This is a genomic window from Rhizobium sp. UBA1881, from assembly GCF_002338015.1.
GTDB lineage: Bacteria > Pseudomonadota > Alphaproteobacteria > Rhizobiales > Rhizobiaceae > Rhizobium.
The window spans coordinates 1-25078 of record NZ_DDHH01000044.1 but is presented as its reverse complement, the minus strand read 5'-3'; the positions used below and the strand labels follow the sequence as shown (position 1 = coordinate 25078).

The window sequence follows — 25078 nt, the reverse complement described above, 5'->3', positions numbered from 1 at the left end:
CCGGCACTCCGTCGGGAAGGCCCACATCTTGCGGAGAATTCCCATGTGCAGCATCTGCAACCACACCATTCACAGCGCTCAGCATAATTTCGGCTGGAACCGCGACTTTCCTCCGGCGCTGACCGCAAAGCCGGGTGAGACGATCCTCTTCGAATGCATGGACTCGTCCGGCGGCCAGATCGGCGCCGACGCAACGCTTGCGACACTTGCCAATCTTGACTTCGGCAAGATCAATCCGGTATCCGGCCCCGTCTATGTCGAAGGCGCCAAGCCCGGCGATGCGCTAAAGGTGACGATCCGCAAGTTCCACCCGTCGGGCGTCGGCTGGACGGCGAATATTCCGGGCTTCGGCCTGCTGGCCGATCAGTTCAAGGATCCGGCGCTGCATGTCTGGAAGTATGACACGGTCTCCATGGCGCCATCCGCCTTCGGTCCTGGCGGCAAGGTTCCGCTAAAACCGTTCACCGGCACGATCGGCGTCGCACCGGCCGAGCCTGGCTTGCATTCCGTCGTGCCGCCCCGCCAGGTCGGCGGCAACATGGACATCCGCGATGTATCCGCCGGCGTGACGCTTTATCTGCCAATCGAGGTGGAAGGAGCGCTGTTCTCGGTCGGCGATACGCATGCGGCCCAGGGCGATGGCGAGGTTTGCGGCACGGCGATCGAAAGCCAGATGAATGTCGAACTGACGCTCGATCTGGTCAAAGGCGCCAATCTGAAGACACCGCGCTTTACCGTCACCGAGCCGGTCACGCGACATCTAGACGGCATGGGCTATGAGGTCACGACCGGTATCGGTCCGGACCTGATGACCGGCGCCCGCGACGCCGTGATGCGGATGATCGATCTTCTGACCGCCGAACATGGCTACAGCCCGGTCGACGCTTACATGCTCTGCTCCGTATGCGGCGATTTACGCATCAGCGAGATCGTCGACATGCCGAACTGGGTGGTCTCCTTCTACTTCCCCCGGATCGTTCTTTCGTGACGGAGGCAAATAGCAGCGAAAGCCCGGTCCTGCGGGTTGAGAACCTTTGCGTTGACGCGCGAACGCCAGAAGGTCTGAAGCGCGTCCTCGATGATATCAGCTTCGACCTCGAGCCCGGCGAAACGCTCTGCCTTGCCGGTGAGAGCGGCTCCGGCAAGTCGGTGACTTCGCTCTCGATTATGGGGCTTCTGCCGAAAGCTTCGCTGCGTGTCGCGTCCGGCAGTATTATCCTCGGCGATCAGGACCTGACACGGCTTTCCAACAGCCAGATGCGGCATGTTCGCGGCGGCGAGATCGCCATGATCTTCCAGGAGCCGATGACCTCGCTCAATCCTGTGATGAGCATCGGCGCCCAACTGTCCGAGGCGATCCGCGAGCATCAGCAGGTAGCCAATGCAGAGACGATCGCCCGGCAGATGCTGGAGGCAGTCCAGATCGCCGATCCGGCGAGGCGGCTGAAGCAATATCCGCACGAATTATCTGGCGGCATGCGCCAGCGCGTGATGATTGCCATGGCGCTGTCATGCCGTCCGAAAGTGCTGATCGCCGACGAACCAACCACGGCGCTCGACGTCACCGTGCAGGCGCAGATCCTAACGCTGATGCGTGAACTTAAGGGCGAGTTCGGCACGTCGATCGTGATGATCACCCATGACATGGGCGTGGTCGCAGAGATGGCCGATCGCGTCGCGATCATGCAGCATGGCCGTATTGTCGAGCAGCGCGCTTCGCTGGATCTGTTCGCCAATCCGTCTGAACCCTACACTCGTAAGCTCCTGGCGGCCGTGCCGCGGCTCGGCGCTCTCGCCGGAACCGATGGCCCGCCACGGGTCTCGACGGATGCGCCGCAGACGAAAGAACAAGCGACGGCGCCGATCCTCAACGTGCAGGATCTGAGCGTCAGCTATGGCAAAGGCTCCGGCATGCTGTTTCGCCGGCAGGCACCATCGGCGACGGTCCGCAATATTTCCTTTCAGATCATGCCGGGAGAGACGATGGGGCTTGTCGGCGAAAGTGGATCGGGCAAGTCGACGACCGGCAAGGCGGTGCTCGGCCTGATACCGTTTTCCGGAACAGTGCAGCTCGACGGCTACGACATATCGCGGCTATCGCATCACGAGATGCGACCCGTGCGCCGCTCGGCGCAGATGATCTTCCAGGACCCCTATGCCTCGCTCGACCCACGCATGTCGGTCGGCAGGGCGATCGCCGAACCAATGACCATTCATGGCATCGGCACGGCTGCAGAGCGGCGCGAGCGGGTCGCGGACCTGTTGCGCCGCGTCGGGCTGACGCCAGATGCGGCGACGCGTTACCCGCACGAATTTTCCGGCGGCCAGCGCCAACGTATCTGCATCGCCCGTGCGCTGGCGCTCGAACCGAAGCTGATCGTTGCCGATGAAAGCGTGGCGGCTCTCGATGTCTCGGTGCGGGCCCAGGTTCTGGATCTGATGCTGGAACTGCAAGAGACGATGGGGCTCGCTTACCTGTTCATCTCGCATGACATGGCAGTTATCGAGCGCATGTCGCACAAGGTTGCGGTCATGCGCGGTGGCGAGATCGTGGAAGCCGACACGCGTCGGAAGATATTCGAAAATCCCCGCGACGACTATACGAAGGCCCTCATGCAAGCCGTGCCGGTTCCTGATCCGACGGTCTACCGGAGGTCGGCTGGCAGCCGGGGATAGGCCTTCGTAAACAATGCCATGCTAGCGGCCAGGAAGACTGCATGAGCCGACGGCGCGCGCCGCTTGTCAGGCTGCCGTTGTGGTCGTGCCGTAGGTGATACCCTTCTCCTTCAGCCAGCGGCGATAGGCGATTGAACTTGCGTCAGCGCGGGTCGGGATTTCGGCCCGGGCTTCCATCTGAAGCAGCGAAGGGCGTTGGTTTTCCAAGATGATGCGGTCCTGCAGGAAGATCAGCTGCTGGAAATGCACGAGCTCGGTCGTCGTGGAAACGTCGTCGATCAGGAACATCACCGGATGGGCGATGCAGCGATCGGGGGCGAGCGGTTGGACGAACAGGCAAATCACGTCCCAGCGATTGGCGGAGTTCGGGCAGGTCTTGTAAAGCAGCGTGGTGAACGGTGTCATGACACGGTAGATATAGTCGGTCATGATGCCGTTGGTTGCCGAAAGCGCAGCTTGCGGCTGAAAGAACTGGCAGTTGGTCGCCCAAACCTCGTCGACGTCGCGGCGGATTTCGGCATTGTAGTGCATGACCTCCGTATGCGGCTCCGCACCCAGAATATTCGTGTGCACGAAAGGGAAATGCGCCATGTCGAGGAAATTTTCGATGATACGTAGCCCCGACGCACGCACCGTGACCGCACCGCAATTGACCACGCGGCGGTCGTCTTCGTCGGCTTCCGGCAGTGCAAACAGGCCCCCCTTGGGTTCACCAAGCGTTGCCCAGACAAGGCCAAAGCGGCGGATGATCGGCAGCGGTTGATCGTTGTCATCGGCCATGACGACAAGAGTGCCGTCAACGGCGCGGTCGATCGTCAATCCTGTGCCCAGCAGGCGCGTGTTCATGCGGCCGAAGGCGATCTCTTTTTCTGTACCAAGCGGATACCACTGATCGAGGGCCGCCTTGTCGGAACATCTCATGACATGCTCTCTTTCTTTGCGATGGATATCATCTTTCGCAGTTCATTAGTCTATCGGCAATGACTTGCCGGCCGAACCTTGCCGGCCGAACAGCGACGCATCGAGGATTATCGGACGTCACGGTAGTAGGGTATGCCGATCGCCGACGGAGCGGCCATGATCCGACGCATGCGTTGCCAGGCAAGGACGGGCACGATGATGAAGGCCATGGTGCCGAGATAGGGCAGCATCGATAGGAAGGCCGGCGCGACCGGCCAGCCGCGGGCTTGCCCGACGAAGCCGAGTGCGGTGATGAAGCCGAAAAGCAGGCCTGAAAGCACGGCCGGGATCGGCCGGTATCCGGCGAAGATGACGAGCGCAACGGCGATCCAGCCGCGCCCCGCGACGACACCATCGGACCACGACGGCACGAAGGTGAGCGTCAGGTAGGCACCGGCGCCCGCTGCCAGCGCGGAGCCGGCAGTCACATAGGCGAAGCGGATGAGATTGACCGGGATGCCCGCGGCATCGGCAGCAGCCGGGTTTTCGCCCACGGCACGCAGATTGAGACCATGGCGGGTGCGGAACATGAGATAGCTTAGGCCGACCGGCAGGATTATAAAGATCAGATAAAGCAGGATACTCTGCGAGAAAAAGGCCGGGCCGATGACCGGGATCTTGCTCAGGATCGGCAACTCAATCGGCGCGAACGTTGCGCGAGCCGGCATCCCGGAGTAGGCGCGGCCGATGGTGGACGCGATGCCGCTGCCCATCAACGTCAGCGCCAGACCGCAAAGCACCTGATTGGCGCGCAAGATGACGGTCGCGAACGCAAACAGCGCGCCGAACAAGGCGCCGACCGCAAGAGCAGCGAGGAAGCCGATCATGGGCGACGGTATCGCCGCAACCGTTGCGATCGCGGTCAGTGCGCCCATCGCCATCAGGCCTTCAACGCCTAGGTTAACGACGCCGACACGTTCGGCAAGAACCTCGCCAAGCGCTGCAAGCGCCAGCACACCCCCTGCCAGGAAGGCCGTGGTGAAGAGGCCTGTCAAAAGATCCATGTCGCTCTCCTCAAGCCTTGTCACGCGCGATGCGGTAATGGGCGAGCTCGTCGCCAATTGCCGTCAGAAACAGAATTAGGCCGGTGATCGCCAGAACCGTCGATGTGGTCAGGCCCTGTGTTTGCAGGATGATGCCGGAGTTCAGGATAAAGGCCATGAGGGCCGCCGAGAAGATAACGCCGACAGCGGAGCTTCTGGCGAGAACAGCCACCATGATACCAAGGTAACCGTAGTTGTTGGAGATGCCGCCCTGCAGGCGGTGCACTGTGCCGGCAATCTCCAGCATGCCGGCAAGACCGGCAATTGCGCCAGATAGCAGCATAACGGTGATCAGGTGGCGACGCACAGGCATGCCAGCGTATTTGGCAGCCGAGGGATTGGAACCGACAAGCCTCACCTCATAGCCCCAGCGGGAGAAGGCAAGCAGGCCGGCGACAAGCAAAGCCACAAGAATTGCGATCGGCAGACCCCAATGGATCGAACCCCAGAACTCCGGAATTTCGGCGGAAAGGCGCGGCGTTGCCGAATTCGCCATCTTGTCGCGCCAGGCGTTGGTGGAGACGAAATAGACGAGCAGAATCGCCACGAAGTTCAACAGCAACGTGGTGATCAGCTCGTTGACGTTGGCATAGGCGCGCGCAAGCGTCGGCACGAGGATCCAGGCCGCGCCGCCAACCAGGCCGGCGATGAACATCAGCACAAGAATGAGTGCCGGCGGTCCCGGCACGAAGAGGCCAACGGCGGCGGCCGCGAAGGCACCGGCATAGAACTGCCCTTCCGCGCCAATGTTCCATGCACCGATCTGCTGGGCGACTGCGACCGACAGGCCGGTCAGGATCAGCGGAATAACGAGAACACCCAGGTCCTCCATGCCGAAGCTAGAGCCAAAACTGGCGTCGACGACCTCGGACGCAAGTTCGATCGGATTGGCGCCGGTCATCGCCAGAATGATGCCTGCAAAGACGAGCGCCAGAACGATGGCGGTGGCGCGGGCAGCCAGCGCGATGCCGGGCGAGGCGGATGGCAGGCGCTGCAGGCGAAGGGAACCTGCCATGCTATGCGACCTCACGGGCCTGGGTACGCCCACCCATTAGCAGGCCGATTTCGTCGATGTCGGTCTTGTCGTTGTCGACGATCCCCATGATCTTCCCTTCATAAAGCACGGCAATGCGGTCGGAGAGGTTGAGCAGTTCTTCGAGTTCCTCGGAGATCAGAATGATGCCGGCGCCTGCATCGCGCAGCTCGACGATGTAGCGCAGCATCGTGTTGATGGCGCCGACATCGAGGCCACGGCTCGGATAAGCAGCGATCAGGACCTTGTCGGCAATGCGCATCTCGCGCCGAGCGACAAGGCGCTGCTGGTTGCCACCAGACAGATTGCGGATCGGCATTGCAAAGTCCGGAATGGAAACCTCGGCGGCCGAGGCGATCTCCTTGGCAAGTGCGGTTGCAGCACCCGGTTTGTAGCTTCCGCCCGACGAGACCGGCGGCTTCTTGTATTCGCGCATCACGGCATTGACGGTGATGCTCAGCGCCGGTGCGAGGCCGCTGTGCAGGCGGTCTTCCGGAATATGACCGATGCCGCTTTCGGCAAAGGCTGCGGCGTTGCTCTTGTCCACCGGTCTGCCGGCAATCAGGATGCGGCCGGCACTCACCGGGCGAATGCCGGTCAGGACTTGGCTGAGCTCGCGCTGACCGTTGCCGGCGACACCCGCAACGCCAACGATCTCGCCGGCCCGGACGTCGAGCGAGATGCCGTGCAGTGCTTCATTGCCGCCGTCACCGATCGCCGAGACATTTTCGAGTGATAGCACAGGCTGTGCCGATATCGGGGCCGCGCCTTCCGGGCGCTGTCGCATGTCGGCCAGCACGATGTCACGGCCAACCATGAGCTTGGCAAGCATGCGCGGATTGCAATCGGCCGTGTTTTCGGTGGCGATCTTGCGGCCGCCGCGCAGAATGCTGATGCGGTCAGAAATCTCCAACACTTCATCCAGCTTGTGGCTGATGAAGATGACGGCATTGCCGGCGGCCACGAATTCGCGCAGCGCCTTGAACAGTTCGCGCGCCTCGGGAGGCGTCAAAACGGCTGTCGGCTCGTCAAGGATAAGGACGCGTGCCTGTCTGGCAAGTACACGCAGGATCTCGACGCGCTGCTGTTCGCCGGTCGAAAGATCGCTTACGCGGGCGCCTGGAAGGGTCTTTAGATTGAATTTCTCGGCCAAGACGGCGGTGCGCTCTTCCAGTACCTGCGCGGAGGCGCGACGCGGCGTTTGCGACCAGCCGAGATGGATGTTCTCGGCAACCGTGAAGGCCTGGACCAGCTTAAAATGCTGGTGCACCATGCCGATGCCTGAGGCGATTGCCTGCAGCGGCGTCGCGAATTCCTTGGCGTAACCTTCGATGATGATCTCGCCGGCGTCCGGCTGGTAGATGCCGGTCAGGATGTTCATCAGCGTCGACTTGCCGGCACCATTTTCGCCAAGCAGCGCATGGATTTCACCCGGCATCACCTCCAGATCGACGTTCTCGTTGGCAATGACGCCTGGAAAGTATTTCGCGATGCCCTTCAGCTGGACGAGCGGCGGAGCTCCTGCAGGCGGCGTGTAATGGGTCGCATTTTCGATCATGGAATGGCACCGGAGCTTGAAGGCGGGGAGCCCGGCCGGCTATAGTGGCCGGGCTCTTGGCTTGGTAGGCCGGATCAGGAGGTAAGGCCGGTAACACCCTCGACCGACCAATCCCAGTTGTAGAGTTCGAGCTCGGTCATCGTCTGTCCGGCGGCAACGCGCACTTTGCCGGTGGAATCCTTTAATTCGCCGGTGAAAGGCGACCAGCCGCCCATGATCTTCTCGCGGACGGCATCGGCCGCTGCGGCAACATCTGCCGGAACCTTCTCGCCCCACTTGTCACGATCAACGCCGGCGCCCATCGCAAACAGCTGCTCGCTCGGCGCCCAGGTGCCGGCAAGACGCTTGCCGACCTGATCGACATAGAACTTGGTGAAATCGATCAAGATCGACGAAACGTAGGAGTTCGGGCCGTAGCGACGGATGTCGGTATTCCACATGGCCGCCCAGACGCCGCGCCTTTCTGCAACCTGCAGGTAGCCCGCTTCGTCCATGATGCCGAAGAGGAAGTCGCAGCCATTGTCGATCAGCGCCGTACCGGCCTGCGTTGCCGCCTGCGGATCGAACCAGGAATTGATGACGATCGTCTGCACCGTTGCATTCGGGTTGACGGTGCGTGCGCCCATCAGGAAGGCGTTGGTCGAGGCGTAGACCGAGGCAACTGGGAAGGAAGCGACGTAGCCGAGTTTGCCGGTCTTCGATAGATGGCCCGCGGCAACACCGAGCACATAGGTCGGATACCAATGGGCCAGGTAGTACCAGCCGAGATTGTCCATCGTGACGTGGCCGTTGCATTCCATGAAAGCGACATCGGTCGCGCGCTTGACCACCTCATGTAGGAAGTCGCCGTTCGACGAGGTGTCGAAGATCATGTTCGCGCCTTCGGAGACGAACTGGCGATAGGTGCGCGTCGCGTCAGCCGAGTAGGGGATGTTTTCGACTTCGAGGATCTTCTTGAGCTTCGGATAGGCTTCCTTTACGGCCAGCAGGCCCTGGTGGTGTGCCCACGTCCAGCCCTCGTCGGAGATCGGCCCGACATGCCCGAAGCCGATGACGGCGTCTTCTTCCTTGATCGCAGGCAACGGCGAGGCGGCTAGAGCCTGGCGGGCGAGGCCAGCCGGGAGCAACAATGCCGCTGCACCAACGGCACTCATGTTCAGAAATCCGCGGCGGGAAAGCGTACGCAAGTCAATCATGGGATCCCCTTCTGGTTTTTACGCGGTTGGCCGCGTTTTTGATATGTGACCGTTCGGTCCTGCTGTTCTCGACGCAACAATTATGCCAGTTGCCACACGGCAGCTGGTACGTCCGCAAGGTGTCCTCTCAGCTGCTCTCGGCTGCGGTGGCTGCCTGGATGTCGACGTCGCTTATTGTCCTCTGCGCGCGGCAATTACGGGCCGGAAACAACGGGACCAAGCGAGACTGGCAAATCGTCAATGTTCCGAATAGTGCGAATTTTCTGATGACCCCGATGCGCAAAAGGCAACAAGGCGCAACGGAAAGTGGCTTGAATTTCGTTCCAGACAATGCCTAAAATGCCCAAAAGTAAAGCATGATTATTTTTTATGCATTACGCTCCAATTTTGAGCGCAGGTTGAGGCAGAGTGCAGACGATAGGCGAGCAATGTCCGGTATAATTCAAGGCGCACATTTTACCTTCCGGGGACAGATGGTGTGTGAGAGCTTCACCGAGTTCGCGCTTCACCGCGCCCAACGACTGGATCTGGAGATCAGCATCGGCGCTTGCGACACGGCGTCGGCCACGCTTTCGGTCAAGGGACAGGAAGATCTGCTCGACGCGTTCGAAATGGCCTGCAGCCTCGGCCCTTATGATTGCATCATCCTCGATATCGAGCGCGCAACCGCGTGAACAGGAGCGGACTATGAAACTGAGTGAGGGATGGGTGCCGGTCGGGCTGTCGTCGTCGATCGAAGCCGGGACATCGGCGGGCACGACTATCGAGGGCAGCGAAATCGTCGTCTGGCGCGACAACAGCGGCAATGCACATGCCTGGGAGGACCGTTGTCCGCATCGCGGCATGCGCCTCAGCTTCGGGTTCGTACGCGGCGATCACATCGCCTGCCTCTATCACGGCTGGCAGTACGATACGGCAGGACAGTGCCGCTACATCCCGGCGCACCCCACGCTCGACGTTCCGCAGACGATCAAGGTTCCGATCTACCGGGTCGAAGAGAAGTACGGCATCATCTGGACGACGACGTTAGAGGATGCGGCAATCCCGGATGCCGACCCGACGGAGATCACGCCGGTGCGCAGCCTTTATGTCGACCGGCCGATCGATGAGGTCTTCGCTGCGTTCAATGCCGCCGGAATGACAGGCCTCGGCACCAATGCCGGCAAAGTCGTCCATGGCGACGACGTCCTGTTTGTCGCATTTCAGGCAACGACCGGGGCCAAGACAGCCGTTCACATCGTCCTTTGCGGCTCTATCGCGGTTTATGGCGGTGCGAAGCAGAAGCATTATGCGCAATGGGCTGGGGGACTGAGGTTCGAGATCGAGGCCGCGCAACGCGTGGCGGAGGTCGCCTGATGTCTGATATCACGCTCTACAATTACGAACTCGACGAACAGAGCTATCGTGCGCGCCTTGCGCTTTCGATGCTGGGCCTCGAGTGGACGACAATTGCAGTCGACATGTTCCCGGGCGCGGAGCAGAGAAAGCCGGCGATGCTGGCGCTGAACCCGCTAGGTACGCTCCCCGTCGTGCGCGACGGCGACCTCGTGCTGCATGGCACCGCGTCAATCCTGCTTTACCTTGCCAAGGCTTATGATCCCGCCGGCAAATGGCTGCCTGAAAAACCTGCGTCCTTTGGGGCGGTGGCGCAATGGCTCGGCTTCAGCGAGACGGCCATTGCACCTGCCGTCGAAGCCAGACTGCAGTCGCTCTTCGACACGCCGGGCGATGCAGCCGCTTTGCGGAGCGCCGCGCGCAAGGCGTTTCGCATCATGGACGACCACATGACCGCACGTCACTTCGACGGCAAGGAGTGGTTCGTCGGTGATGGCCCGACACTCGCGGATCTGGCGCTCTTTCCCTCCTTCGCACTCAGTCGCGACTATGGCGTCGAACACGACGAATATCCGGCGCTTCGCCGTTGGCTTCGCCGTTTCCGTGCCCTGAAGGGCTTCCACACGATGCCGGGCATTCCCGACTACCACTGAGTTTCAGATCGGAGTTTTCATGAGCCCTTTGACCCGCTTCTCCGTGAAGCCGCTTTCAACACTGACGCGCACCCTGGCGGACGTCGCCTCCAGGAGGTCCGATCCGGACCTTGTAATCCAGGGGGCGCGCGTCCTGTCGACCTACTCCGAGCGCATCCTCGGCGACAAGGAAATCTGGGTCTCGAATGGCCGCATCGCGGCGGTGAAGCCCTCGGGCACCTATCACGGCGGGTTGGCCAAGCTTTATGACGCGCGGGGTGGCATTATCGCGCCGGGGCTGGTCGATCCGCATATCCATATCGAATCCAGCATGGTGACTGCCTGCGCTTACGCGGAAGCAGCACTTCTCAACGGCACAACCACGATCTTCTGCGACAGCCACGAGATCGGCAACGTCATGGATGTCGCCGGCGTTGAGGCGATGCTGGAAGACGCGCGCCATGCGCCCTTGTCGATTTTCCTCACGGTCCCGAGCACTGTGCCGGCGACGTCCCCGCAGCTTGAGACCGCTGGCGGCGATCTGACGCCCGACAAGATCGCTGCCCTCTTTGACAGATGGCCGGAAGCCGTCGCGCTCGGCGAGAAGATGGATTTCGTGCAGGTCGCTATGGGCGACGAGCGCAGCCATGCGATCCTGGCCGCGGCACTGCAGCGCGGCCGGCCGGTCTCCGGCCACGTCTACGGTCGCGAATTCGTGTCGGCCTATGCAGCAGCCGGTGTGACGGACACACACGAGGCGATCGATCGCGACATTGCAGACGACCTGCTGGAGGCCGGCATCTGGCTGTTTCTGCGCGGTGGCCCGCCGACGACGCCGTGGCACAGCTTGCCGCATGCCATCAAGACGATCACCGAGCTTGGCGCTTCGCACAAGCGGATCGCGGTCTGCACCGACGACCGGGATGCCGACGATCTGCTGCTCTTTGGCCTCGACTGGGTGACGCGCGAAGCCGTCAAGGCGGGCATGACGCCGGAACAGGCTTGGGCGATGGGCTCACTGCATGGCGCAACGCGCTTCGGCATGGAAAACGACATCGGCGGCCTTGGCGGTGGTCGGCGCGCCGATCTTGTCCTGCTCACCGACGACCTGAAGCCTGTAAACACATGGTACGGCGGCGAACTGGTCGTCGAAGACCGCAAGGTGACACCCGTTCTTGAGGAGGCGCTGTCCAAGCCCTATCGCTATCCCGATGCTGCTTATCACACGGTCAAACTGCCGAAAAATCTCAAGCTGACCCCCGACCTGCCGACCGAACTGGTCATCGCCCACACCATCAAGACCGAACTGCCCGGTATCACGCTTGGCCATTTTAAGGTGACGCTGGAACCTGCCAATGACTGGCAAACCCATTTCGATCGTCACGGCCTCTGCTTCGTCACCGTCGTCGAGCGCCACGGCAAATCCCAAGGCAACGTCGCTCACGGTCTGCTGCACAGTTTCGGACTCAAGAGGGGCGCGGTCGCCTCGTCCGTCGGACACGACAGCCATAACATCATCGTGGCGGGCACCAACGAGACAGACATGCAGGTCGCCCTACAGGCGATCGAGGAAAAACAGGGCGGCGTCTGCGTCGTCATGGACGGCAAGGTCACCGCCATGGTGCCTTTGCCGATTGCAGGACTGCTCTCAGACAAGCGCGTGCACGAAGTCGCAGAAGAGGTCAAAGCGCTCAAGATCGAATGGGAAAAGGCGGAGTGCACCATCGCCTATATGGGCTTCAACTTAATCCCCCTGTCGGTCATCCCCGAGATTCGCATTACCGACAAGGGCCTCGTACTGGTGCCCGAAATGGCAATACAGCCACTCTTCGAGACGATATAATGGATCCATACCGATTGGGCCTTGTTGCCACCCGCATCCACTATTTTCAGCTGGTTGCAAGGCTTGGTTCGATCCGTCAGGCATCCCAGGCTCTTAACGTCGCTCCGTCCTCCGTCAGCCGCATTCTGCGGCAGTTGGAGGACGAACTTGGAACATCCCTGTTCGAGCGCGTGCGCCGACGCCTCAAGTTGACGAGTGCCGGCGAGCTCATGCTCTACCGCGCCCGTCTCAGCCTCTCCGAGCTGAATCGCGCCTGCAGCGAGATCACCGATCTGCATGGCCTGCATCGCGGAACCGTCTCTGTCGCCGTGATCGAAAGCGTCTCGCGCGGACTGATACCGGAAGCGCTCCAGGAATTCTGGCAGCGCCACCCTGGTGTGACCGTAGATGTCCGCGTCATGGGCTCCCAACAGGCCGTCAACGCGGTGGCCGAGGGTGAGTGCGACCTTGCCGTCATGTTCGACATCAAGGTGCCACGCAACGTTCGACGGATTGCAGCGGTCTCATTGCCGCTCGGTGTTCTCGCTTTGCCGGAAAGTCGGTTTGCCGAGAAGACGGAGCTGCGGCTGTTCGATCTTGCCGGCGAACGCGTCATCCTGTCGGATTCCAGCCTGACGCTTGGCGCCTGGCTCGAAGAAGCCTTCAGCCGCTCGCTGGTCGACATCACGCAACGCAGCCACACGAACTCGATCGGGCTGATGGTGGATCTGGCGAAGCGCAATCTCGGCACGGTGTTGCAGACACGTGTCGGCATCGAGCAGGAGATCTTGGACGGATCGCTGACATTCATACCGCTGCGCGATCCCAAGCTCAGCCCACGAAAACTGATGCTGTTGTCGCGCTCGGAAAAAGAGATGTCCGACGCGGCCTCCGCTCTCGGCAAGCTGCTGTCGCAGGCGATCGAGCGCTTGGGCGAGCGAGGGATATAAGTTGTTGCGTTGAACGCACCACTTGGATCAGAAATTACAGACTATTCGGAACATCTTCAGTTTGCGACCTTCCCCATGAAAAGAGGACGCACCATGAAAAAATCCGCAGTTGATGCCGTCATCCGAAGCCTGAAGAAGGCCGGCGTGAGCATCGTTTGTTACCTTCCCGATTCCCTTTTCAAGGAATTGTATCCAGCGCTCGACGCCGATCCTGATATTCGCACCATCCGGGTCACCAACGAGGGCGAGGGCGCGGCGATCTGTGGCGGTGTGTTCCTGTCTGGAAAGAGGGCCGCGCTGATCATGGAGAACTCCGGCCTGCGGGCGTCGGTCGAGCCGCTTGCCCGCATGGGCCTTGGCGCCGGCATCCCTGTCGTCATGCTGATGAGCTATCGCGGCGAGATGGGTGAAAACAACTGGTGGGCCATTCCTCACGGCATCACCATGGAGCCGGTGCTCAACGCGCTACGCATTCCGTATCAGGTGGTGCGCGAGGAAGAACGCATCGAGCGGGCGATCGCCGACGCGTATGAATGGTCCTACGCCGCCTACTACCATTCGGCCGTGGCTCTGGGCGGGGAGATCGTTCGATGAAGCGCTTCGATTGTATGACGATCCTCTCGGCCCGGCTCAAGGACGAACTGGTCATCCTCTCGCTCGGCGCCAGCGTCGACGAATGGTACAACGCCGCGCCGCATATGCGCGAGGCAAGTTTGTTCCAGCAGCAGCTCGGCTGTGTCACGCCGCAGGCCTTTGGCCTGGCAGCCGGTCTGCCGCATCGCCGCATCGTCTCCCTCGATACCGATGGCGGCATGATGTTCAATCTCGGCATCCTGGCCACGCTCGGCAACGAGCAGCCGAAGAACCTCTTCGTCGTCGTCTGGGACAACGAGTGCTACCAGTCCATCGGCGGACCACCAACCCACACGGCGTCCGGTCGCGTCGATATTGCCGCCATCGCGCGCGGGGCAGGGGTCGAACAAGCCCATACCGCCCGCTCGTTGGAGGAATTCGAGACGCATTGCCAAGCGGGTTTGAAGGCGGAGGTTCCCTATGTCGTCGTTGCCAAGGTGTCCGGCAGCGTTCAGCCGGACATCAAGCGCAAGCACAGCGACGGCCGCGAAGACAAATACATCTTCGTGCGCCATGTCGAGGCGACCGAAGGCATAGTCATCATGGGTCCCAGCGAACACAACTGAGGCACAGCGAAGATAAGGATTGCCGCGTCCAATGCCCGCACCGACCATACCGACAAAGCCCATTGCCGCAGCCTACGACTATATCGTCATCGGCGCCGGCTCGGGTGGTTGCGCGGTTGCGCGGCGGCTGATCGATGGCAGTGATGCAACTGTTTTGCTGATCGAAGCAGGCGGCCCCGGCATCGGCATTGCCGAGATCAACAATCCCGCCTCTTGGGTGCCGCTCGGGCGCAGCAGCTATGACTGGGGATACGACTACGCACCGAACCCGCGCGTCAATAGCCGGACCATAGGCATTCCGCGCGGCAAGGTGCTTGGTGGTTCGAGCAGCATCAATGCAATGATGTGGTATCGTGGAGACCCGCGCGACTACGACGGATGGGAAGCGGCCGGAGCACAAGGCTGGTCGTTTAAGGACGTCCTGCCCTATTTCAAGCGTGCCGAAGACTGGGAAGGCGGAGCAACCGAACTGCGCGGCGCCGACGGCCCTCTTCGCATCGAGCGCAGCAAGGCGCCTCATCCCGTCGCCGAAGCCATGCTCGGTGGCTCCGCGGAACTCGGCATCCCCGTCATCGACGACCCCAATGGTCCGTCCAACGAAGGAGCGGCGCTCTCCAACCTCAACATGTCGGCGGGCGAACGCTGGAGTTCGGCGAGAGGCTACCTCTGGCCGATCTTCGAAAATGAACGTCTGACGATCCTGACCGATGCGCTGGCGATCTGTCTCGGCGTCGAAAATGGCTGCGTGTCGGTCAAATACCTCCACGCGGGAGAGGTGCGGGAGGTGAGGGCCACTACGCATGTCATCCTGGCGCTTGGCGCGATCGATACACCGCGGCTCCTGATGATGTCCGGCATCGGCGACCCCAAGGAGCTGAAACGGCTTGGCGTCGATGTCCGTCTTGCTCTCCCTGGCGTGGGCCAAAACCTCCAGGATCACCCGCTGGTCCAGGCCTGCGTGTTCCACGCGAAGCAGCCGCTGGGCCCGGTGCGCGACAATGGCGGTGGCGCGGTCATCAACTGGAAATCGTCTGCAGCTTTGGCCCAGCCGGACCTGCATGCCTTTCCGGTGCAAGGCAATAGCGCCGAACCGCGCATTCGCGAACTCTACGACCTCTCCGGCGATGTGTTCTCGATCGGCTGCGGCCTGATGCACTCGAAAAGCGTCGGCTACATGCGGTTGCTGTCTGCGGCACCCGGCGGCGCGGTCGAGATCCAGCCAAACTATCTCGCAGAACCCGGCGACCTCGATGCGCTGGTAACCGCTGTCGAAACCATGACGGAGCTCGCCGCAACAAGGGCCTATGCCGATTGGTTCGGCGGCTACGCGGCACCCTCGCGGCGGCTCTCCAGGGCGGAAATCGTCGACTACATCAGGAACGCCTGCTCGAGCTTTTTCCATGTCAGCGGCACCTGCGCGATGGGCAGCAGTGAGGCCGCCGTCGTCGACAGCAGGCTGCGGGTGCGCGGCATCGATGGGCTGAGCATCGCCGATGCCTCCGTCATCCCGATCATTCCCACCTGCCACACCCATGCCCCGGTGACGATGATCGGCGAACGCGCCGCCGACTTCGTTCTCGAGGAGGCCTGAAGCTTGCGTGCACTGCGTGAACCCCAAACGAACTGGATGACGGCATGACCACGGATAAGCAAATTGTCGCCGGCGACTACCTTTTGACGATGGACGCTGAAAACCGCGTTGTGTCGGATGGCGCAGTTTTAATCGATGGCAGCGTCATCGAAGCAGTTGCCCCCCTTAGCGAGCTTGTCGCGGCTAATCCCGACGTCCCCGTCCGGAAAATCGCAAATTCCGCAATCATGCCAGGACTGGTCAACGCCCATGCGCATTCCGGCTTTCTGAGGGGTACGGCGGAACACCTGCCGGTGTGGGACTGGCTGACGCTGCACATCAACCCGATGCATCGGGCACTTCAGCCGCATGAAGCCGAGGCCGCGTCCTGGCTCTGCTATGCCGAATCCGTCCTCGCCGGCACGACGACCATTGTCGACATGTGGCGGTTCATGGAGGGCAGCGCCAAGGCGGCGAGCGCAATCGGTAACCGCCTCGTGGCGGTGCCCTATGTTGGCGAACATCCGGAATATAACTATTTCGATACGCTCGACACGAACGAGGCGATGATCGAGACGTGGCACCGCAAGGCCGATGGCCGCGTGAATGTCTGGGTGGGACTTGAGCACCTGTTCTATGCCGACGACGCGGGCCAGCAGCGCGCAATCCAGCTCGCCAAGACCCATGACACTGGTTTCCATACCCACTGCAGCGAAGCAGAAATCGAGCTCGCCGAATTTGACAAGCGCTATGGCAAGCGGCCGATGTATGCGTTGGCGGATCTCGGCTTCTTCGAGGCGCCGCGCACGATGATTGCTCATGGTGTCTGGCTGGATTCCGCCGAGGTTGAGTTCATCTCGAAGTATAACGTCTCGATTGCCCACAATCCCGTCAGCAACATGAAACTCGCCAGTGGAATTGCCCGCGTGGGAGAGATGCTTGCCGTGGGCGTTCCTGTTGGCATCGGCACAGATGGCGAGAAGGAAAACAACAACTTCGATATGTTTGAGGAGATGAAGGTTGCTTCCCTGCTCGGCAAGTTGAAAGACCTTGATGCCGCCGCCATGGATAGCTGGGATGTGCTTCGCATGGCCACTACAACCGGCGCCAAGGCGATCGGCCTCGACCACGAGATAGGCTCGCTTGAGCCGGGCAAGCGCGCCGACCTGATCGCCGTGCGCACGGACACACCGCGCATGACGCCGCTTTTCGGCGAAGGACCGTATTTCAACCTGCAGCACAACCTGGTCCATGCGGTGCGTGGCGGCGATGTCAGCCTCACCATGGTCGATGGCAAGGTCCTCGTCGAAGACGGTCAGCTAAAGACCGGCGATCTCAAGGAGATCATCGCCGAGATCCACCGCATTGCACCGCCGCATTTTGCCCGCCGCGCAGCCTGGCCGGCCGAAAACCGCGAGGGCACCGCGCAATGGACGAAGGCGAGCTGAGGGGATTGATGTGGCCAAGACGACCGACCGTGCAGCACTGAACGAATGGTACGCCGTCGAAACATCGAGGGAGCTGACTACCGAGCCGATCCGCACGCGCTTGCTGGGCCAAGACATTGAACTCTTCCGCCGAGAAACGTGCGAGGTGGTTGTTCGCGAGATCGAAGGCGGCTGGCCTTCCGGTCCAGCACTTCCGGTCCGCGAGAAATACGGTTGCGTATGGACGACGCTCGGGCAACCCAACAAGGAGGTCTTCGACATTACCGAAGCCTTCGAAAGCGACCGCCGCTTTGTCCCGTGCGGCTGGGTGAAGATGCGCGCGTCCGGGCTGAGGGTGGTCGAGAACTTCCTCGACATGGCGCACTTCCCCTTTGTGCACGCGGATATTTTGGGGGCCGAGCCGCATACAGAGGTGCCGGGTTATCTCAGCGAAATCCGCCGCGATGTCGATGAGGTCTGGGCAACCAACTGTACCTTCTTCCAGCCACGCATTGCCGCGACCGAAAGCGAGGGCGGTTTCGTGCAGCTTACGTATCGCGTGCCCACCCCCTTCGTCGTCATGCTCTATCGGGTATGTCCGACTGCACCCGACCGGCTCGATGCAATCGCGCTCTTCATCCACCCGATCGAAGAAGACCTCTGTCGCGCACAGCCGGTGATGTATCTCGTCGACAGCAGTTCGACACAGACGGCTCTGCTCAATTTCGAGCAGGTCATCTTCCTTCAGGATCGCATCATCGTCGAAAATCAGCGGCCCCTGCTTCTCCCGCTTGAGCCACGACAGGAAATTCCGACACGCGCGGACAGCTCCTCCGTCGCCTACAGGCGATGGCTGAAGGAAAAGGGCGTGCTCTTCGGCACGACGGCGGGAGCGCCGTGAGCATGATAGCGGGACAACTCTCAGTGCTTCGTCCGACATCCTTGCGGCAATCGCTGCAGATGGTGATCGAACACGAGGGTGCCCGTTTCGTCGCCGGAGGAACCGCCCTGCAGCTGGAATGGGCAAAGGGATTACCCAAGCCGCCGACGATGATCAGTCTCGGCGACATACCAGGCCTCACGGGCATCTCGCTTTCCGGCGACATGATCCGCATCGGGGCCCTGACACCCTTGTCGACAGTTTGCTCGGATGCCACGATCAATGCCCGCTTGCCGTTGCTAGCGGCGGCTGCACGAACGTTTGCCGCACCCGGCGTCCGCAATCTCGCCACGGTCGGCGGCAATATAACCGGAAGAGCAGGGTGCCTCCTACCGTCATTGCTTGCACTCGATGCCACCCTCGACGTCTCAAGGATCGGCGGCAGAGCGCATGAGAACCTGTTACACTGGCTGTCGCTGCCGATACGACAGGACGAGGTTGTCGAAGCCATTTGCCTGTCGTCGATGGCACCCGACTGTCGCTGGACCCAGCGCAAGACAGGACTGCGGGCCGCGTTCACGCCGAGCATGATCGGCGTTGCCGGCCTGATTGAGCTTGACGGAGACCACGTGCGCACGGGGCGCTTTGCCGTCGGCGGCGGTATCGTGCCACCGGCACGTTTGCGTCGGGCCGAGATGCTGCTTGAAGGTGCATCCTGGAGCAACATCGATTGGGAGGAGCTCAAAGCCCACCTGTTCGAAGAGGTTTGCGCGCCCGATGACGCATTTCGATCTGCACGCTATCGGCGCATGGTTGCTGCCAACGCCTTGACTCAAGGTCTTCGCCCAACCGCGAAAGCGCGGGCACCGGTCAACCTCGTGACCAAAGACAAACACATCGCGGGCGAGATCCTTCTTAGCCGGGCCGAACAGCCACATCGCTGGCACCGGCGCCCCGACGTTGAATCAAAAACGTCCGGGCAACTGCCATACCTGACGGACAAACGCTCCCCGGATATGCTCGTCGGGCGCATCCTACGTGCAGGCCTCCCACACGCCCGCATCGTCTCCATCGACACGAGCGCCGCCGAGGCGCTTGATGGCATCATCGCCGTGGTCACCCATCGCGACATCCAGGGCGAAAACGCCTTCGGTATTGTCGTGCAAGATCAGCCGGCATTGTGTTTCGACAAGGTCCGTCACGCAGGCGATATCGTTGCCGCCGTCGCGGCCCTTGATGCCCAAACGGCCGAGGCGGCTCTGGCTTTGATCAAGGTTGAATACGAGCTGCTTCCCACCGTCAGCAATCCGCAAGCAGCTTTAGCTGAGGATGCGCCAGAGGTGCATGCCGCCGGCAACCTGCAGACCATACTGCATTTTTCCCGTGGGGACATCGCAGTTGGCTTCGAGCAAGCCACCCATATTGTTGAGCGCACCTATGTGACGTCGCGCCAGATGCACGGCTTCTTGGAAACCGAAGGGGGCTATGCACAGGTGGAGCCCGATGGGATGCTTTCCGTCTTCGTCGGCGGTCAGCATGGCGCCCGCGACCGACTGCAGTTGTCTCGTATCCTGGCAATGCCGGAAGACCGAATCCGCGTGGTCACGAGCCCGACGGGTGGCGCCTTCGGCGGCAAGGACGAGCTGACGGTCCAACCGGCGCTGGCACTTCTGGCGGTGAAGTCGGGCCGTCCAGTGCGCATCCAGCTTTCGCGCGCCGAATCCGTCGTCGGCGGCGTAAGGCGCCATCCAATGACGATCCGGATGCGGACCGGATGCGACGCCGATGGTCGGCTCCTTGCACAGGATGTGGACGTGCTTGCCGACGCCGGTGCCTACGCCTCGCTTGGACCAGGTGTGCTCGAAACGGCACTCGAACATTCGGCTGGTCCCTATGTCGTGGAAAATGTCACGACACGCGGCCGGCTGGTTTACACCAACAACGGTCTATGCGGTGCCTTTCGCGGTTTCGGCGCCAATCAGATGACTTATGCGATCGAATGCCAGATCGATACTCTGGCCGAGCTCTGTGGTCTCACGCCGCTGGAAATCCGCCGGCGAAATCTTCGGCAGCCAGGAACGCCCGGCTATTTCGGCCAAGTGGTTGCACCTTCCGAGCGTCTGACCGAGATGCTTGAGGCCGCGGCCGCAAGCCCGCTCTGGAGCGCAGCGACCGAAGATGACGATCCCGACGAAATCTTAGGCGTTGGGATGGCGCTGAACTATCAGGGCAATGGCCTCGGCTCGGTCGTACCAGACCCGGCGGGCGGGCGCTTGAGATTAACCGAGATCGGCATGATCGAAGCAGCCTATGGCCTTGACGAGATGGGGCAGGGGTTGCTGACCTCGATCAAGGCTGCGGTCGCCGCCGAGCTTGGCTGCCACCGCGATGATGTGGAACCGTTGATTGGCGACACCAAGCTCGCCCCCGATTCAGGCTCTACCACGGCATCGCGCGGCGGCTATGTCGTCTGGCAGGTTGCGAGGGCGGCCGCTGAGCGCTTCGTTCCCGACCTGCTGGCCGCCGCATCCGGCCTCCTTGGACGCCCCGCCGAAAGCCTGAGACTGGGAGCTGGCGGTTTCAGCGATGTCAGCAGCAAAGGCGGCGACTTGCTGTTGAGCTACCGGGATCTCTCGCGCGCGCTCGCACCGAATGATTTGCCCGAAGCCACGGTGGCGTTCGACTTCCCGAAGACCGCCTATACCGCCGGAAACGCGCGATACATCTTCTCCTTCGGGGCCTGTCTCGCCCGCGTCGCTGTCAACCGCATCACCGGCGCCGTTCGCGTGCTTGATATCCACCAGCATACTGCAGCCGGTCCGATCATCGATGTCGCGGCCTATCTTGGCCAGATGGAAGGGGGAGCGGTTCAGGGCTTGGGCTTCACCCTGACAGAGAATGCGATCATCAACGACGGTCGCTACCTCACGACAAATCTCGACACCTATATGCTGCCTGGAATACGTGACACGGCGGTAAGCATGTCGGTTTTTGCTCTTGAGGAGCTAGACGAAGGGGATAAACTCGGGCCGCGCGGCGCTGGCGAATTGGGCATTGGGGCGATTAGCCCAGCGATCGCCAATGCGGTTGCCAACGCCATCGACTTTCGGCCGTTGACGATACCGTTCTCGCCCGAGGCAGTCCTCGAGGCCATGAGGGACCGCAAATGAGCTTGGTACTCACCACGCCGGTTTCGTTCCGCCTTAACGGACGTGACCAGGTTATCGACGTTGTGCCCGATATGCGGCTTTCGGATATCCTGCGTGAGGAGATCGGCCTGGCAGCCAGCAAGATTGGCTGCGGGATAGGACGCTGCGGCGCCTGCACGCTCTTAATGAACGGGCAAGCTGTCAACGGCTGCATCGTCATGGCCTGGCAGTTGCAAGGCGCTGAGATTATCAGCCCCGAAGGGCTGCACGACCTCGAGACCGCCACCATCGTCATGGCCGCGCTGGCCGAGGAAAATGCATTTCAATGCGGCTATTGCGCACCCGGTTTCGTGATGGCGCTGACCGCACTCTTCATCGCAAACCCGCAGGCGGCAGAGGCGGAGATATTGACGGCGCTGGAAGGCAACATCTGTCGCTGCACCGGCTATCATTCCATCATACGCGGCGCGCTTAATGCCGCAGACAGACTTTGTGCCGCCCGGTCGGTCGAAGGTATCGGAGATCATCAATCATGACCTTGTCCATTCCCGCCCTCGAACCGTCCACCCACGGTGCTCGAGCGTTCCTCTCCAAACCTCGCAAGACGCTTTTGATCGACGGCTCATGGGTCGATGCCACGTCCGGCCGGACCTTCCCGACATACGACCCTGCCAACGGCCGCCTGCTGGCGGAATTGGCAGCCGCAAACGAGACCGATGTCGATGCCGCCGTTGCCGCCGCCCGGCGCGCTTTAGACGGCGATCCCTGGCGCGGTCTCACCCCATCGGCCCGCGGCAAATTGCTGTGGCGGATCGCCGACCTCATCGATGCGCATGTGGACGAACTTGCCGAACTGGAAACGCTTGATCAGGGCAAGTCTCTGAAAACGGGCCGCTTAGGCGAAATCCCGGCGTCGGCCGAGCAGTTCCGCTATTTTGCCGGATTTGCGACCAAGATTCTAGGCGAGACCATCCCGACATCAATAGGTTACCAACCTGCCGGCAGAAAGATATTCGCCTATACGACGCGTGAGCCCATCGGTGTGGTCGCGGCGATCACGCCATGGAATTCGCCGATGCTGATGGCGGCAATGAAGCTTGCCCCGGCACTGGCGGCCGGTTGCACAGTTGTTCTGAAGCCCGCCGAGGAGACGTCGCTGACGGCCCTCCGGCTCGGTGAATTGATGATCGAAGCCGGATTGCCGGCCGGCGTTGTCAACATCGTGACCGGCCTTGGTGAAACGGCGGGGGCCGCGCTCACAGGTCATCCTGACGTCGACAAGGTGGCCTTCACCGGCTCCACCGAGGTCGGCAAGCTGATCGTCGGCGCGGCGCGGGGCAATCTCAAGAAGCTGACACTCGAGCTTGGCGGGAAGTCGCCGGCGATCGTCATGCCCGATGCGGATATGGACCTTGCCATACCCGGCATCGCGCGAGGTATCTTTGCCAATGCCGGTCAGGTTTGCGTCGCCGGCTCTAGGGTTTATGCAGATCGCTCCGTCTATGAACGCCTGGTGGAAGGTCTTGCGCGTGAGGCCGACAAGCTGAGGCTTGGGCACGGCCTCGATCCCCAGACCGATCTGGGCCCGCTGGTCAACCGCAAGCAGGCCGATCGTGTTGCAGGTTTCATCAGCGAAGCGGCGACCGACGGCGTGGAGATTGTCGCCGGAGGCGCGCAGGCGGGCGAGGAGCAGACCTTCTATCGCCCGACCGTCGTAACAGGCGTGCGCCAGGACATGCGCATGATGCAGGAGGAAATCTTCGGGCCGGTGGTCGCGGTCACGCCGTTCGACGATGTCGATGAGGCGATCAGATACGCCAACAATTCGCCCTATGGGCTTGCCGCCAGCGTCTGGACAGCGGACCTCAGCGCCGCGCATCGGCTTTCCGCCCGCGTCCGTTCCGGTACGGTCTGGATCAACTGCCATTCTTACTTCTCGCCGGAACTTCCCAAGGGCGGACACAAGCAATCGGGCTGGGGCTACGAGAATGGTGCTCCAGGCCTCGAAAATTACCTGGAGCTCAAAACTGTCTGCGCGGTAATTTAGCGCCTATCAGCATTGGAGCGCGGGGAAGATCATCAAATTCGCGCTGACGCATCGGTCACGTTTTGGGAGCTGACTGTATAATCGCTGGAAGGTTGGGTAGTGACCCGGTTTCGCAACTGGCTGTCGCGCGCGATCGAGCACCCCAACCGTTCGACCGGGTCGTCTGCCCGATCCGCTGGACAGACGTGGAGGACAAGCGCCCGGCCGTCCTCGCGACGCTCGCCGCCAAGATCATCATGGCGGCGCTGAGTTGGTCGGCAAGGCGGGCACAGGCGCCACTTGTGTTTTCAGTGAGCTGTCGTCAAATGTGCTAGCGTCGGTTCGATTCGCATCACGTTCGTCCTCGGTCAATCCGGTCTCATAAGCCGTTCGTAGATTTCAAATCTTCAAAAGGTACGCGCTGCATGAGAGTTTAGTTCGCCGTCGTTGCTATTCGTTCGACATCGACCGACGTCTCACCTCCCACTGGCGGAACTGTTCGCTGATCATTTTGCGACGCTCTTCTCCGCAATGGGTCGGAGCCACTTGGTGACCCATTATCAGGCGAACTTTCACGCGCACGCGTTTGGGCACTGGCTTCGACTTCGGTGAGCGTGAGCTAACAAATGGCGCCTTCAAATGCCAATCAACGTTATCAGGCGTGAACCCCAAGTACGGGCGTTCACACCCAGGAACCGCCGCCCAGACTGGCGGGGCATCTCATGAAGGAAGTACTGCGCAGCGTCACACGCGGAACTGTTTTGTCACAATCAAGTATCGCCTCGCGCTTTAGGTCAACGGCCGCAACCTGGCAATTGACAGGAACCGTGCGACCCGCCTTTCGTGATCGACCTCGCGCTTTCGGATGTCGGCGTCGCAATTTCGCGGCACTGCTTTTCAAGGTCATTAGTTGGTGGCTATAAGCTTGCCACGAGGGGGACCGCACTGAATACCTCAGCGCGGTCTCAGCCATTCCATCAAAATGCGCGCTGAAGCCGGAAGAAACCCGTTGTCACGTCGCTGCCCTGATCTTGGTAGAGGTAGTTCACTGTTGCCTTTGCATATAGATTCTCGACGAGTTCATAGTCGAGCGTGACGCCAACCTTCCACGCATCGTTGTTGTCGTTGAAATCACCACCGATGATGCCGTAGTGGCCGTAGTACTGGAACCCTGGAGTGATCTTTACTTTGTCGGTCGGGGCAATGGCGTATTGAACTGCAGCGATCCATTCGGCCGTCTGATAATACGAATTCGGAGCGCTGGAATAAATCCCGGCGAAGCCGAGCGTTCCTGGGCCGATGGCTACGTTACCCATCGCGCGGATTGCGCCTTCTTCATTATCGGTGTCGTAGCCACCCGTGATCTGGTAGCTCAGTGCACCGACCTTGCCGCCAACACCGAACGCAATGCCGACGTTGTTGGGAGCCTCGCCCGCGCTGTAATACCCATCTTCGAGTTCGTCGACGCTGACCCCGGTGTAGAAGTTGCTGGACTCGTACTGGTAGCGGATTGAATTATGGAGAGTGACCTTGCTCTTGATATCGTCAGTATCGCCAGACAGGTCATCGTCCCACCAACTATAGAACAAGCCGGCGCGCAGACCCGCGATGTCGATGTAGGC

General features: G+C 61.3%; 21 protein-coding genes. 15 read left to right on the top strand and 6 right to left on the bottom strand.

Features of this window, described 5'->3' with window-relative positions:
• The first annotated feature begins 43 nt into the window (after positions 1-43).
• Together B3605_RS04185 and B3605_RS04180 are read left to right on the top strand one after the other, a co-directional pair.
• Complete coding sequence (locus B3605_RS04185; protein WP_112974179.1) at positions 44-988, top strand: acetamidase/formamidase family protein; 945 nt, start codon at positions 44-46, stop codon at positions 986-988.
• Entirely contained in the window at positions 985-2676 is a 1692-nt protein-coding gene (locus B3605_RS04180) for an ABC transporter ATP-binding protein (RefSeq protein WP_112974178.1), read from the top strand. The genes B3605_RS04185 and B3605_RS04180 overlap by 4 nt, the downstream gene beginning before the upstream one ends.
• 66 nt (positions 2677-2742) lie before the next feature.
• Here B3605_RS04180 and B3605_RS04175 read toward each other — a convergent pair whose 3' ends face one another.
• The 5 genes from B3605_RS04175 to B3605_RS04155 form a co-directional block, all read right to left on the bottom strand.
• Positions 2743-3597, bottom strand: a complete 855-nt coding sequence (locus B3605_RS04175; protein ID WP_296432455.1) for an aromatic ring-hydroxylating oxygenase subunit alpha — start codon at positions 3595-3597, stop codon at positions 2743-2745.
• 107 nt (positions 3598-3704) lie between these two features.
• Entirely contained in the window at positions 3705-4640 is a 936-nt protein-coding gene (locus B3605_RS04170; protein WP_113009637.1) for an ABC transporter permease, read from the bottom strand.
• Between the two features lie 10 nt (positions 4641-4650).
• Positions 4651-5694, bottom strand: coding sequence for an ABC transporter permease (locus B3605_RS04165; protein WP_113009636.1), 1044 nt, complete (start codon positions 5692-5694; stop codon positions 4651-4653).
• 1 nt (position 5695) lies between these two features.
• The gene (locus B3605_RS04160; protein ID WP_112974174.1) at positions 5696-7270 is read right to left on the bottom strand and encodes an ABC transporter ATP-binding protein; all 1575 of its coding nucleotides are present in this window, start codon (positions 7268-7270) and stop codon (positions 5696-5698) included.
• 74 nt (positions 7271-7344) lie between these two features.
• A complete protein-coding gene (locus tag B3605_RS04155) occupies positions 7345-8466 on the bottom strand; it encodes a BMP family ABC transporter substrate-binding protein (protein WP_112944770.1) in 1122 nt (373 codons plus the stop codon).
• Positions 8467-8894: 428 nt separating this feature from the next.
• Here B3605_RS04155 and B3605_RS04150 point away from each other — a divergent pair, with 428 nt between their 5' ends.
• Genes B3605_RS04150 through B3605_RS04090 form a run of 13 tightly spaced genes read left to right on the top strand, consistent with a single transcriptional unit; the run spans position 8895 to position 23477 of the window.
• On the top strand, positions 8895-9140 hold the full coding sequence (locus tag B3605_RS04150; protein WP_296432445.1) for a hypothetical protein: 246 nt from the start codon (positions 8895-8897) through the stop codon (positions 9138-9140).
• A gap of 13 nt (positions 9141-9153) precedes the next feature.
• Positions 9154-9822: a Rieske (2Fe-2S) protein gene (locus B3605_RS04145; RefSeq protein WP_112974173.1), complete on the top strand. Its 669-nt coding sequence runs from the start codon at positions 9154-9156 to the stop codon at positions 9820-9822.
• Positions 9822-10454: a glutathione S-transferase family protein gene (locus tag B3605_RS04140; RefSeq protein WP_112944773.1), complete on the top strand. Its 633-nt coding sequence runs from the start codon at positions 9822-9824 to the stop codon at positions 10452-10454. The genes B3605_RS04145 and B3605_RS04140 overlap by 1 nt, the downstream gene beginning before the upstream one ends.
• A 19-nt stretch (positions 10455-10473) precedes the next feature.
• Positions 10474-12276, top strand: coding sequence for an adenine deaminase (locus tag B3605_RS04135; RefSeq protein WP_112944774.1), 1803 nt, complete (start codon positions 10474-10476; stop codon positions 12274-12276).
• Positions 12276-13205, top strand: a complete 930-nt coding sequence (locus tag B3605_RS04130) for a LysR family transcriptional regulator (protein ID WP_296432439.1) — start codon at positions 12276-12278, stop codon at positions 13203-13205. Before B3605_RS04135 ends, B3605_RS04130 begins: the two co-directional genes overlap by 1 nt.
• A 9-nt stretch (positions 13206-13214) precedes the next feature.
• Positions 13215-13799, top strand: coding sequence for a thiamine pyrophosphate-binding protein (locus tag B3605_RS04125; protein ID WP_296432437.1), 585 nt, complete (start codon positions 13215-13217; stop codon positions 13797-13799).
• Complete coding sequence (locus B3605_RS04120) at positions 13796-14404, top strand: thiamine pyrophosphate-dependent enzyme (RefSeq protein ID WP_112944777.1); 609 nt, start codon at positions 13796-13798, stop codon at positions 14402-14404. Before B3605_RS04125 ends, B3605_RS04120 begins: the two co-directional genes overlap by 4 nt.
• 31 nt (positions 14405-14435) lie before the next feature.
• Positions 14436-15995 (top strand): GMC family oxidoreductase, encoded by a 1560-nt coding sequence (locus tag B3605_RS04115; protein WP_296432435.1) that lies wholly within the window; start codon positions 14436-14438, stop codon positions 15993-15995.
• A gap of 44 nt (positions 15996-16039) precedes the next feature.
• Positions 16040-17422 carry an amidohydrolase family protein gene (locus tag B3605_RS04110; protein ID WP_296432434.1) on the top strand — a complete coding sequence of 461 codons (1383 nt, stop codon included), beginning with the start codon at positions 16040-16042 and terminating at the stop codon, positions 17420-17422.
• A gap of 10 nt (positions 17423-17432) precedes the next feature.
• Positions 17433-18302 (top strand): aromatic ring-hydroxylating dioxygenase subunit alpha, encoded by an 870-nt coding sequence (locus B3605_RS04105; RefSeq protein ID WP_112944780.1) that lies wholly within the window; start codon positions 17433-17435, stop codon positions 18300-18302.
• Positions 18251-21451: a molybdopterin cofactor-binding domain-containing protein gene (locus tag B3605_RS04100; protein ID WP_409457205.1), complete on the top strand. Its 3201-nt coding sequence runs from the start codon at positions 18251-18253 to the stop codon at positions 21449-21451. The genes B3605_RS04105 and B3605_RS04100 overlap by 52 nt, the downstream gene beginning before the upstream one ends.
• A complete protein-coding gene (locus B3605_RS04095) occupies positions 21448-21966 on the top strand; it encodes a (2Fe-2S)-binding protein (RefSeq protein ID WP_112944782.1) in 519 nt (172 codons plus the stop codon). The genes B3605_RS04100 and B3605_RS04095 overlap by 4 nt, the downstream gene beginning before the upstream one ends.
• Positions 21963-23477 carry an aldehyde dehydrogenase family protein gene (locus B3605_RS04090; RefSeq protein WP_113009632.1) on the top strand — a complete coding sequence of 505 codons (1515 nt, stop codon included), beginning with the start codon at positions 21963-21965 and terminating at the stop codon, positions 23475-23477. The genes B3605_RS04095 and B3605_RS04090 overlap by 4 nt, the downstream gene beginning before the upstream one ends.
• Positions 23478-24433: 956 nt before the next feature.
• On the opposite strand, the gene B3605_RS04085 is transcribed toward B3605_RS04090, so the two are convergent.
• Positions 24434-25078: porin (locus B3605_RS04085; RefSeq protein ID WP_296432427.1), on the bottom strand; the 645-nt coding region annotated here is incomplete at its 5' end.

What these genes read in the sequence shown, in the direction of transcription:
- B3605_RS04090 (WP_113009632.1), top strand. Translation starts at nt 21,963, where the DNA reads ATGACCTTGTCCATTCCCGCCCTCGAACCGTCCACCCACGGTGCTCGA.
- B3605_RS04165 (WP_113009636.1), bottom strand. Translation starts at nt 5,694, where the DNA reads ATGGCAGGTTCCCTTCGCCTGCAGCGCCTGCCATCCGCCTCGCCCGGC.
- B3605_RS04110 (WP_296432434.1), top strand. Translation starts at nt 16,040, where the DNA reads ATGACCACGGATAAGCAAATTGTCGCCGGCGACTACCTTTTGACGATG.
- B3605_RS04150 (WP_296432445.1), top strand. Translation starts at nt 8,895, where the DNA reads ATGTCCGGTATAATTCAAGGCGCACATTTTACCTTCCGGGGACAGATG.
- B3605_RS04155 (WP_112944770.1), bottom strand. Translation starts at nt 8,466, where the DNA reads ATGATTGACTTGCGTACGCTTTCCCGCCGCGGATTTCTGAACATGAGT.
- B3605_RS04130 (WP_296432439.1), top strand. Translation starts at nt 12,276, where the DNA reads ATGGATCCATACCGATTGGGCCTTGTTGCCACCCGCATCCACTATTTT.
- B3605_RS04170 (WP_113009637.1), bottom strand. Translation starts at nt 4,640, where the DNA reads ATGGATCTTTTGACAGGCCTCTTCACCACGGCCTTCCTGGCAGGGGGT.
- B3605_RS04135 (WP_112944774.1), top strand. Translation starts at nt 10,474, where the DNA reads ATGAGCCCTTTGACCCGCTTCTCCGTGAAGCCGCTTTCAACACTGACG.
- B3605_RS04120 (WP_112944777.1), top strand. Translation starts at nt 13,796, where the DNA reads ATGAAGCGCTTCGATTGTATGACGATCCTCTCGGCCCGGCTCAAGGAC.
- B3605_RS04175 (WP_296432455.1), bottom strand. Translation starts at nt 3,597, where the DNA reads ATGAGATGTTCCGACAAGGCGGCCCTCGATCAGTGGTATCCGCTTGGT.
- B3605_RS04160 (WP_112974174.1), bottom strand. Translation starts at nt 7,270, where the DNA reads ATGATCGAAAATGCGACCCATTACACGCCGCCTGCAGGAGCTCCGCCG.
- B3605_RS04140 (WP_112944773.1), top strand. Translation starts at nt 9,822, where the DNA reads ATGTCTGATATCACGCTCTACAATTACGAACTCGACGAACAGAGCTAT.
- B3605_RS04115 (WP_296432435.1), top strand. Translation starts at nt 14,436, where the DNA reads ATGCCCGCACCGACCATACCGACAAAGCCCATTGCCGCAGCCTACGAC.
- B3605_RS04185 (WP_112974179.1), top strand. Translation starts at nt 44, where the DNA reads ATGTGCAGCATCTGCAACCACACCATTCACAGCGCTCAGCATAATTTC.
- B3605_RS04095 (WP_112944782.1), top strand. Translation starts at nt 21,448, where the DNA reads ATGAGCTTGGTACTCACCACGCCGGTTTCGTTCCGCCTTAACGGACGT.
- B3605_RS04145 (WP_112974173.1), top strand. Translation starts at nt 9,154, where the DNA reads ATGAAACTGAGTGAGGGATGGGTGCCGGTCGGGCTGTCGTCGTCGATC.
- B3605_RS04100 (WP_409457205.1), top strand. Translation starts at nt 18,251, where the DNA reads ATGGCTGAAGGAAAAGGGCGTGCTCTTCGGCACGACGGCGGGAGCGCC.